This is a genomic window from Citrobacter sp. S46_ASV_140 (assembly GCF_018919545.1).
GTDB classification, from domain to species: Bacteria; Pseudomonadota; Gammaproteobacteria; order Enterobacterales; family Enterobacteriaceae; genus Citrobacter; species Citrobacter braakii.
Genome location: NZ_JAHLRC010000122.1, coordinates 1 through 10590 on the forward strand (window position 1 = coordinate 1; position 10590 = coordinate 10590).

Below are 10590 nucleotides of genomic sequence, written 5' to 3' on the forward strand. Positions count from 1 at the left end.
GGCCAGCAATGCCCGTTTCCGCCGTGGGATTGTGGCGCAGTTCCTGTACGTGGGGATGCAGGTCGCGGTGTGGTCATTTACCATCCGTCTGGCGCTGGAATTGGGTGATATCAACGAGCGCGACGCCTCAACCTTCATGGTCTATAGCTTTGCCTGCTTCTTTATCGGCAAGTTTATCGCCAACATCTTGATGACACGCTTCAATCCGGAAAAAGTGCTGATCCTCTACTCCATCATTGGCGCACTGTTTCTGGTCTATGTTGCGCTGGCGCCAAGCTTCAGCGCCGTGTACGTTGCCGTACTGGTGAGCGTCCTGTTTGGACCCTGCTGGGCGACAATCTATGCCGGTACGCTGGATACCGTGGATAACGAACATACTGAAATGGCGGGAGCAGTCATTGTCATGGCGATTGTTGGTGCAGCGGTGGTTCCGGCAATTCAGGGCTATGTGGCCGATATGTTCCACTCGCTACAACTCTCGTTCCTGGTCTCCATGTTGTGCTTCGTGTACGTCGGTATCTACTTCTGGCGTGAAAGCAAAGTGCGCAATAACCTGGCTGAAGCGACTGTTTCCTGAGGAGAGCGATCATGACAACACGTATCACGCTGTGGCGGGAACTCTTTGCAGAGCATCCGCGAATCTTACTGAAGAATAGCGACTTCACGGTTACCGCATTTCGTTACGCCAGCGGTGTGGAAGGGCTGAAGGTAGAAAACAGTCGTGGACATCTGGTTATTCTGCCCTGGATGGGGCAGATGATCTGGGATGCTCAGTTTGACGGGCATGAACTGACCATGCGCAACATGTTCAGTCAGCCGAAACCGGCTGCGGAAGTGGTAGCAACATACGGCTGCTTTGCTTTCCACTCGGGTATATTGGCTAATGGCTGCCCTTCGCCGGAAGATTCTCACCCGTTGCATGGCGAAATGGCCTGTGCCGCGATGGATGAGGCCTGGCTGGAGCTGGAGGGAGAGAATTTGCGCGTGAGTGGACGCTACGAGTATGTGATGGGATTCGGTCATCATTATCAGGCGCATCCTGCGGTGATTATGCGCAAAGCGAGTGCGCTGTTTGATATTCAGATGGCGGTCACCAACCTCGCCTCAGTGGCAATGCCTTTACAGTATATGTGCCATATGAACTATGCCTACGTACCGGAAGCGACCTTCAGCCAGAATATCCCGGATGAAGCCATGAAGTTGCGTGAGTCGGTACCCGCGCATGTTAAGCCTACCGAGCAGTGGCTGGCGTTTAATCAGCGGATCATCCAGGGCGAGACCTCGCTGGGGCGCCTCAACGAGCCCGATTTTTACGATCCGGAAATCGTTTTCTTCGCTGACCAACTGGACCGATACACGGATAATCCTGAATTTCGCATGATCGCACCTGATGGCACCACGTTCGTGACGCGTTTCTCCAGCGCGGAGCTGAATTATGTCACCCGTTGGATCCTCTATAACGGCGATCAACAGGTGGCAGCCTTCGCCCTACCTGCGACCTGTCGCCCTGAAGGCTTCCTGGCGGCACAGCGAAAAGGCACGTTGATTCAGCTAGAACCGCAGCACACCCGCACATTTACCGTCACAACTGGCATCGCCTGATCGCTCAAGGCTTAAACAGCAGCGCGTCGGAACACAAAATCCTTCAAGCTGCATAAGGCGGCAAGTCTGCTCACCTCAGAAGCTTACTCAAGTCAGTGACTGGGGTGAGCAGACCAAGCCAATGCAGAGGCTGCTTGAAGGATAAAGTGTATATCGTTAAGGTAAGCACGTTTTTTATCCCCCAGGACAGAACCCATGATCACCGTTGCCCTTATCGACGACCACACTATCGTCCGCTCCGGCTTTGCCCAGTTGCTGGGGCTGGAACCTGATTTGCAGGTTGTGGCTGAGTTCGGCTCAGGCAGCGAGGCGCTGGCGGGATTACCGGGACGTGGCGTGCAGGTATGTATCTGTGATATCTCGATGCCTGATATCTCCGGTCTTGAACTGTTAAGCCAGTTGCCAAAAGGGATGGCGATTATCATGCTCTCCGTCCACGACAGCCCCGCGCTGGTGGAGCAGGCGCTCAACGCGGGCGCGCGTGGTTTCCTTTCTAAACGCTGTAGCCCTGATGAGCTGATCGCGGCGGTGCATACCGTGGCGACCGGCGGCTGCTATTTGACGCCGGATATCGCCGTCAAACTGGCGGCTGGTCGTCAGGATCCGCTGACCAAACGCGAACGTCAGGTGGCGGAGAAACTGGCGCAAGGCATGGCGGTTAAAGAGATTGCCGCCGAACTGGGCCTGTCGCCGAAAACGGTGCACGTGCATCGCGCTAACCTGATGGAAAAACTGGGCGTTAGCAACGATGTCGAACTGGCCCGCCGGATGTTTGACGGCTGGCAATGAACACGCTCTGTTCCCGGTTCATCACCGTTGTTGCCTGCTTCTTTATCTTCTCTGCCGCGTGGTTCTGCTTGTGGAGTATCAGCCTGCACCTGGTTGAGCGCCCGGAGTTGGCGGTACTGCTGTTTCCGTTTGGCCTGCGTCTGGGGCTGATGCTGCAATGTCCACGCGGCTACTGGCCGGTGCTGCTGGGTGCGGAATGGCTGCTTCTTTTCTGGCTGGCGCAGGAAGTGGCGCTGGCTCACTTGCTACTTTTGATGATCGGGAGCTTCCTCACGTTACTCCCGGTGATGCTGATTTCGCGCTACCGCCATCAGCGCGACTGGCGCACGCTGCTGTTGCAGGGCGCGGCGCTGACGGCGGCGGCGTTGCTGCAATCGCTGCCCTGGCTTGGGCAAGGCGAAGAGGCGTGGAATGCCCTACTGCTGACGCTCACTGGTGGATTAACGCTGGCTCCGATCTGTCTGGTTTTCTGGCACTATCTTACCAGCACCACCTGGTTGCCGCTGGGCCCGGCGGTGGTGTCTCAGCCGGTGAACTGGCGCGGGCGGCATCTGGTCTGGTATCTGCTGCTGTTTAGCGTCAGCCTGTGGTTGCAGCTTGGCCTGCCCGATGAACTGTCGCGCTTCACGCCGTTTTGCCTCGCACTGCCGATCATTGCGCTCGCCTGGCACTACGGCTGGCAGGGGGCGCTGATTGCCACGTTAATGAACGCCATTGCGCTGATTGCCAGCCAGACCTGGCACGATCATCCCGTTGACCTGTTGCTCTCCCTGCTGGTGCAAAGCCTGACCGGGCTGCTGCTCGGCGCGGGGATCCAGCGTCTGCGCGAGCTTAACCAGTCGCTGCAAAACGAATTAGCGCGCAACCACCGTCTGGCTGAACGCCTGCTGGAGACCGAAGAGAGTGTGCGCCGGGATGTGGCGCGCGAACTGCACGATGATATCGGTCAGACCATCACCGCCATTCGCACCCAGGCGGGCATTGTCCAGCGGCTGGCGCCGGAAAACGCAGGGGTGAAGCGCAGCGGGGCGCATATCGAACAACTTTCTCTTGGCGTTTACGATTCGGTGCGTCGTCTGTTGGGTCGTCTGCGTCCGCGCCAGTTGGATGATCTCACGCTGGAACAAGCCATCCGCTCATTGATGCGTGAAATGGAGCTGGAAAGCCGTGGCATCGTCAGCCACCTTGACTGGCGAATTGACGAATCTGTACTCAGCGAAAGTCAGCGGGTGACGCTGTTTCGCGTCTGTCAGGAAGGGCTGAACAACATCGTTAAGCACGCCAACGCCAGCGCGGTGACGCTTCAGGGCTGGCAGCAGGATGAACGGCTGATGCTGGTGATTGAGGACGACGGCAGCGGCCTGCCGCCGGGGTCGAATCAGCAGGGATTTGGCCTCACCGGGATGCGTGAACGTATTACCGCCCTCGGGGGATCGCTCTCGATTTCCTGTACGCACGGCACGCGGGTCAGCGTGTCGTTACCCCAGCGTTATGTGTAAGGAGCGGTCATGTTTTCGTTTTTAAAAGCCCCAGTCAGCGCGCCGCTCATCACCGATAAGCGTGAAGTGGATGCCCTCTACCGCTACTGGCGGCGGCATATTCTGACCACTATCTGGCTCGGCTACGCGCTGTTCTATTTCACACGCAAGAGCTTCAACGCCGCCGTACCGGATATCCTCACCAGCGGCGTGCTGACCCGCAGCGACATTGGTCTGCTGGCGACGCTGTTTTACATCACCTACGGCCTGTCGAAGTTTGTTTCCGGTATCGTCAGTGACCGTTCCAACGCCCGTTATTTTATGGGGTTTGGGCTTATCGCCACCGGCGTGGTGAACATTCTGTTTGGCTTCTCCACCTCGCTCTGGGTTTTTGCGGTGCTCTGGGCGCTGAACGCCTTTTTCCAGGGCTGGGGGTCGCCGGTCTGCGCGCGTTTATTGACTGCGTGGTATTCGCGTACCGAACGCGGCGGCTGGTGGGCGCTGTGGAATACTGCGCACAATGTTGGCGGGGCGCTAATCCCTATCGTGATGGCGGCGACGGCGCTGCACTACGGCTGGCGTGCCGGGATGATGATCGCCGGGCTGCTGGCGATTGTAGTGGGGATTTTTCTCTGCTGGCGGCTGCGCGACAGGCCGCAGGCGATTGGTCTGCCGCCGATTGGCGACTGGCGGCATGATGAGCTGGAAATCGCCCAGCAGCAGGAAGGCGCAGGGCTGAGCCGTAAAGAGATCCTCACCCGCTATGTATTGCTGAATCCCTATATCTGGCTGCTGTCGCTGTGTTACGTGCTGGTGTACGTCGTTCGCGCCGCCATCAACGACTGGGGCAATCTGTATATGTCGGAGACGCTCGGCGTGGATCTGGTGACCGCCAATACCGCCGTGACCATGTTCGAATTGGGCGGATTTATCGGCGCGCTGGTCGCAGGCTGGGGCTCGGACAAACTGTTTAACGGCAACCGCGGTCCAATGAACCTGATTTTCGCTGCCGGAATTTTGCTCTCCGTGGGCTCGTTGTGGCTGATGCCGTTCGCCAGTTACGTGATGCAGGCGGCGTGCTTCTTCACCACCGGATTCTTCGTCTTCGGCCCGCAAATGCTGATCGGCATGGCGGCGGCGGAGTGCTCGCACAAAGAGGCAGCGGGCGCGGCAACCGGATTTGTCGGGCTGTTTGCCTATCTGGGGGCATCGCTTTCCGGCTGGCCGCTGGCGAAGGTGATGGAGGTCTGGCACTGGACCGGATTCTTTGTGGTGATCGCCATTGCGGCGGGGATATCCGCGCTGCTGCTGCTGCCGTTTTTGAACGCCCAGGCTCCACGCGAACTCAACGAAGCGTGATGCACCTCACCTTTTTGCCCCGAGTAGGGCAAAACTAAGAAATTTTCCCGGTTTCACCTGGACGCTGTCTCAGGCGCGTCCCCCGGCTGATTTTTACAATGCCTGCCATTCGCAGGTATAAAAATTAGCTCGGGAGTGTCAAATGCTGGCCTTTCTAAACCAGGTACGCAAGCCGACCCTGGATCTGCCGCTCGATGTGCGGCGTAAAATGTGGTTCAAACCGTTCATGCAGTCCTATCTGGTGGTCTTTATTGGCTACCTGACCATGTATCTGATCCGCAAAAACTTCAACATCGCGCAGAACGACATGATCTCCACCTACGGGCTGAGCATGACGCAGCTGGGGATGATTGGCCTGGGCTTCTCCATCACCTACGGCGTGGGTAAAACGCTGGTTTCCTACTATGCCGACGGCAAAAATACCAAGCAGTTCCTGCCGTTTATGCTGATCCTCTCCGCCATCTGTATGCTCGGCTTCAGCGCCAGCATGGGGGCGGGTTCAACCAGCCTGTTCCTGATGATCGCCTTCTACGCGCTGAGCGGTTTTTTCCAGAGTACCGGTGGCTCGTGTAGCTATTCCACCATCACCAAATGGACGCCGCGTCGCAAGCGGGGTTCTTACCTCGGTATGTGGAATATCTCCCATAACCTCGGTGGTGCGGGTGCGGCTGGCGTGGCGCTGTTTGGCGCCAACTATCTGTTCGACGGTCACGTCATTGGTATGTTTATCTTCCCGTCGATTATCGCCCTGATTGTCGGCTTTATCGGCCTGCGCTACGGCAGCGACTCCCCGGAGTCTTATGGCCTCGGTAAAGCTGAAGAGCTGTTCGGCGAGGAGATAAGCGAAGAGGATAAAGAGACTGAAGAAAATGAGATGACCAAATGGCAGATCTTTGTTGAGTACGTGCTGAAAAACAAAGTGATCTGGCTGCTGTGCTTCTCCAACATTTTCCTGTACGTGGTGCGCATCGGTATCGACCAGTGGTCCACTGTCTACGCTTTCCAGGAGCTGAAGCTCTCCAAAGAAGTGGCGATTCAGGGTTTTACCCTGTTTGAAGTGGGCGCGTTGGTCGGCACGCTATTGTGGGGTTGGCTCTCTGACCTGGCTAACGGTCGTCGTGCGCTGGTAGCCTGCGTGGCGCTGGCGTTGATTATCGCGACCCTGGGCGTTTATCAGCACGCCAGCAACCAGTATGTCTATCTGGCTTCGCTGTTTGCGCTGGGCTTCCTGGTGTTTGGTCCCCAGCTGTTAATCGGCGTTGCAGCCGTCGGATTCGTACCGAAAAAAGCGATCGGCGCAGCCGATGGGATTAAAGGCACCTTCGCATACCTGATTGGTGACAGCTTCGCCAAGCTGGGTCTGGGGATGATTGCCGACGGCACGCCGATTTTTGGTCTGACCGGCTGGGCGGGCACGTTCGCCGCGCTGGATACCGCCGCCATCGGTTGTATCTGCCTGATGGCCATCGTGGCCGTGTTTGAAGAACGTAAAATTCGCCGCGAGAAAAAAATTCAACAATTGAAAGTCGCTTAAGTTAAGTGTGCATTGGTAACTTTTGCCCGCCTGAATGGCGGGCTTTTTTATGCCGCGGATCCATCCTGAATCGCGTTGATACGTTCAGTCGTCGACAGAGAGGAATTTGCCGTTATGATGGGCATCCTGTCTGGTAATGGATGTGCGCATGATTTGGATAATGCTGGCCACATTGGTCGTTGTTTTTGTAGTGGGTTTTCGGGTGTTGACGTCCGGATCTCGACGGGCAATTCGCCGTCTGAGCGAGCGACTGAATATTGATGTTGTGCCGGTAGAGTCGATGATCGATCAGATGGGAAAAGTACAGGGTGAGGCTTTTTTACAGTACCTCCACCGCCCAGATGAATCGCATCTGCAAAATGCTGCCCAGGTGTTGTTGATCTGGCAAATCGTTATTGTCGACGGCAGTGAGTCGAATCTGCTGCAATGGCACCGTTGGCTGCAAAAAGCCCGATTGGCCACGCCGATTACTGATGCACAGGTGCGTCTGGCGCTCGGTTTTCTGCGCGAAATAGAGCCGGATATGCAGGAGTTTAATGCGTTTCAGATGCGCTATAACGCCTTTTTCCAGCCCGAAGATGGCGTGCACTGGCTACACTGACAGTCATGCCTGTTGGCGAATTAATTGTGCAAATATAAATTGATTTAATAGCTAATGGGCTATAATTTACCTATAGCTTATTAGCTATGAGGGATCGTTGATGTGGGAAGTGGAAACAACGGATGTTTTCGATAAATGGTTTGACGTACAGACCGAGGCGCTCAAGGAAGATATGCTCGCAGCGATGATGATTTTATCCGAGTATGGTCCTCAGTTAGGCAGGCCGTTTGCTGATACGGTAAATGCTTCTGCTTTTTCAAATATGAAAGAGTTGCGAGTGCAGCATCAGGGCAACCCGATTCGGGCGTTCTTCGTGTTTGATCCTTCTCGCCATGGCATCGTGTTATGCGCTGGCGATAAAACAGGGTTAAACGAGAAGAAATTCTATAAAGAGATGATCAGGCTTGCTGACGCTGAGTACCGAAATCACCTTAATAAGTAAGGAAAATTATGGCGACGCTTAAAGAATTGATGGCGAAACAAAGCCCGGAAAGCCAGGAGCGCATTGCTGAAAAAGTAGAAGTGCTACGTCAGGTGATTGCGTTAAATATGTTACGGGAAGAACTGAATCTCTCTCAGGCGGAACTTGCCTCGGCAATGGGCGTTAAGCAGCCAACAATCGCAAAAATGGAACAGGCGGATAACGATCCTCGTCTGTCGACGCTTAAGCGTTATGTCACGGCGTTAGGTGGCGAATTGAGCATTGATGTTAAGTTACCGACAGGTAAAAGAGTCGCGTTTCATCTTTAAAAATCCGTGTGGCCTGGATTTTGTGTTAGATGAAAGTAGTTGCCAAAACGTTAAATGCGTCACAAATTTAATGTTACACTGCGTAACTTTTCTGCAATAACCCCACGCAGGTAACAAAATGAGTGAAGCTGTTGAACAAAAATCCCGCGCTGAGGCAAATGCCCGACCGAACTGGTCGGCGGTATTCGCCGTGGCGTTCTGCGTTGCCTGCCTGATAACCGTTGAGTTTCTGCCCGTTAGCCTGTTAACGCCGATGGCGCAGGATCTGGGGATTTCTGAAGGTGTTGCCGGACAATCGGTGACTGTGACGGCATTTGTTGCCATGTTCGCCAGCCTGTTTGTGACGCAAATTATCCAGGCGACCGATCGTCGCTACGTGGTGATCGTGTTTTCGGTGCTGCTGACGCTCTCCTGCCTGCTGGTTTCCTTTGCCAACTCTTTTTCACTGCTGCTCATTGGCCGCGCCTGTCTCGGTCTGGCGCTTGGCGGATTCTGGGCGATGTCGGCGTCGCTGACCATGCGTCTGGTTCCCGCCCGTACGGTACCGAAAGCGCTGTCGGTGATTTTTGGCGCGGTCTCTGTCGCGCTGGTGATTGCCGCGCCGCTGGGGAGTTTTTTGGGCGGTATTATCGGCTGGCGCAACGTGTTTAATGCGGCGGCGGTAATGGGCGTGCTGTGCACGATTTGGGTGGTAAGAGCGCTGCCGTCGTTGCCAGGTGAACCTTCGCATCAGAAACAAAATATGTTCAGCCTGCTGCAGCGCCCGGGGGTGATGGCCGGGATGATTGCCATCTTTATGTCCTTTGCCGGACAGTTCGCCTTCTTTACCTATATTCGCCCGATCTATATGAATCTGGCAGGCTTTGAAGTTGATGGCCTGACGTTGGTGCTGCTGAGTTTTGGTATCGCCAGCTTTGTCGGGACGTCGCTCTCCTCGGTAGTTCTGAAGCGCTCGGTCAAACTGGCCTTAGCCGGTGCGCCGCTGGTGCTGGCGCTTAGCGCGCTGGTCCTGATCCTGTGGGGTAGCGACAAAGTTGTGGCGGCAGGTATTGCGATTATCTGGGGCCTGGCGTTTGCGTTGGTTCCGGTCGGCTGGTCGACGTGGATCACCCGATCGCTTGCCGATCAGGCAGAAAAAGCCGGATCCGTCCAGGTCGCCGTGATCCAGCTTGCCAATACCTGCGGGGCAGCGGTGGGAGGCTATGCGCTCGATAACCTCGGACTGCTTTCGCCCCTGATGCTTTCCGGCAGCCTGATGCTGCTGACGGCGCTTCTGGTCACGATGAAGGTCAGAATACAGTGAGATTGTTGCCTGATGGCGCGCAGCTTTCAGGCAACACCGCTATCTGACGGCTGAATCAATCAAAACCCTTGTTTTCGGCGGTATGGGCAAACCATTCGCCGCTTTTCTTCACCGTACGTTTTTGCGTATCTAAATCTAACTGGACAAAACCGTAGCGGTTTTTATATCCATTGAGCCAGGACCAGTTATCAATAAAGGTCCACATATGGTAGCCAAGACAATTACACCCTTCGCTAATGCCTTTATGTAGCCATTTAAGATGCGCGGAAACAAATTCAATGCGGTAGCTGTCGTTGATTTGGTCCTGCTGAATAAAACGTTGCTCATTTTCGACTCCCATGCCGTTTTCAGAAATAAAACAGCGCGGGTTGCCGTAGTTATCACGCAGATTAGTAATAATATCGTAAATACCTGGCTCGTAAATTTCCCAGCCACGGTAAGGGTTCATTTTACGCCCCGGCATTTCGTAATAATCAAACAGCCACTCCGGCATAAACGGCGCGTCAGGATTGACGGCAGTATCACGACATTTCACGCGGCGCGGCTGATAATAATTAATACCGAGCAGGTCGATTTTGCCATCGGCGATGAGCTGACTGTCGCCTGGCTGACATGCTGGGAGTTGATCGTACTCTTTTAGCAGCTCTATCAGATCCGCCGGATATTCACCTTTTAGCACCGGGTCAAGGAAGCTGCGGTTAAACAGCAGATCCGCATGGTGCGCAGCTTTTACATCCGCCGGGTGTTGTGAGCGCGGATAAGAGGGCGTTAAATTCAGGATCACACCGATTTCACCGTCATAACTTCCGGCGTGGTACGCGCGCACCGCCGTGGAATGCGCCAGTACGGTGTGATACGCCACGGTGGCCGCGCGTTTGAAATCCACCACATTAGGGTAATGGAAGTCATACAGATAGCCGCCTTCTACCGGGACAATCGGTTCGTTAAAGGTGAACCAGTGCTTCACCCGATTGCCGAACAAGGTAAAACAGGTTTGTGCGTAGCGACCAAACGCCTCAACCACATCACGGTTTTCCCAGCCACCTTTCTCCTGCATCACCATCGGCATATCGAAGTGGAACAGGGTGATAAATGGCGTAATGCCTTGCGCCAGCAGCTCATCGATGACGTTGTTATAGAAATCAACTGCCTGCGGGTTGACGTCGCCAGTACC

The 10590-nt window shown here is 55.2% G+C and carries 11 protein-coding genes; 10 read left to right on the forward strand and 1 reads right to left on the reverse strand.

The genetic code is table 11. From position 1 onward, the window contains the following. The 10 genes from KQJ19_RS19915 to nepI form a co-directional block, all read left to right on the forward strand. Positions 1-577: MFS transporter (locus KQJ19_RS19915; protein WP_216404036.1), on the forward strand; the 577-nt coding region annotated here is incomplete at its 5' end. Between the two features lie 11 nt (positions 578-588). Next, positions 589-1602, forward strand: coding sequence for an aldose 1-epimerase family protein (locus KQJ19_RS19920; protein ID WP_216404037.1), 1014 nt, complete (start codon positions 589-591; stop codon positions 1600-1602). A gap of 195 nt (positions 1603-1797) precedes the next feature. Further along, the gene (gene uhpA, locus KQJ19_RS19925) at positions 1798-2391 is read left to right on the forward strand and encodes a transcriptional regulator UhpA (RefSeq protein ID WP_016155044.1); all 594 of its coding nucleotides are present in this window, start codon (positions 1798-1800) and stop codon (positions 2389-2391) included. After that, positions 2388-3890 (forward strand): signal transduction histidine-protein kinase/phosphatase UhpB, encoded by a 1503-nt coding sequence (gene uhpB, locus KQJ19_RS19930; RefSeq protein ID WP_216404038.1) that lies wholly within the window; start codon positions 2388-2390, stop codon positions 3888-3890. Before uhpA ends, uhpB begins: the two co-directional genes overlap by 4 nt. Positions 3891-3899: 9 nt before the next feature. Then, positions 3900-5228 carry an MFS transporter gene (locus KQJ19_RS19935; RefSeq protein ID WP_216404039.1) on the forward strand — a complete coding sequence of 443 codons (1329 nt, stop codon included), beginning with the start codon at positions 3900-3902 and terminating at the stop codon, positions 5226-5228. A gap of 142 nt (positions 5229-5370) precedes the next feature. After that, positions 5371-6762 carry a hexose-6-phosphate:phosphate antiporter gene (gene uhpT, locus KQJ19_RS19940; protein ID WP_003023929.1) on the forward strand — a complete coding sequence of 464 codons (1392 nt, stop codon included), beginning with the start codon at positions 5371-5373 and terminating at the stop codon, positions 6760-6762. A gap of 148 nt (positions 6763-6910) precedes the next feature. Further along, complete coding sequence (locus KQJ19_RS19945) at positions 6911-7363, forward strand: DUF1198 family protein (RefSeq protein ID WP_016157801.1); 453 nt, start codon at positions 6911-6913, stop codon at positions 7361-7363. 100 nt (positions 7364-7463) lie between these two features. Beyond that, the gene (locus KQJ19_RS19950; protein WP_016157800.1) at positions 7464-7805 is read left to right on the forward strand and encodes a type II toxin-antitoxin system RelE/ParE family toxin; all 342 of its coding nucleotides are present in this window, start codon (positions 7464-7466) and stop codon (positions 7803-7805) included. An 8-nt stretch (positions 7806-7813) separates the two neighbouring features. Next, positions 7814-8113: a helix-turn-helix transcriptional regulator gene (locus tag KQJ19_RS19955; RefSeq protein WP_016157799.1), complete on the forward strand. Its 300-nt coding sequence runs from the start codon at positions 7814-7816 to the stop codon at positions 8111-8113. A 118-nt stretch (positions 8114-8231) separates the two neighbouring features. Continuing rightward, positions 8232-9416 (forward strand): purine ribonucleoside efflux pump NepI, encoded by a 1185-nt coding sequence (gene nepI / locus KQJ19_RS19960; protein WP_016155040.1) that lies wholly within the window; start codon positions 8232-8234, stop codon positions 9414-9416. 55 nt (positions 9417-9471) lie between these two features. Here the strand turns inward: nepI and KQJ19_RS19965 are convergent. Continuing rightward, positions 9472-10590, reverse strand: a 1119-nt coding sequence (locus KQJ19_RS19965) for a glycoside hydrolase family 1 protein (RefSeq protein ID WP_216404040.1), incomplete at its 5' end; no start/stop codon positions are given.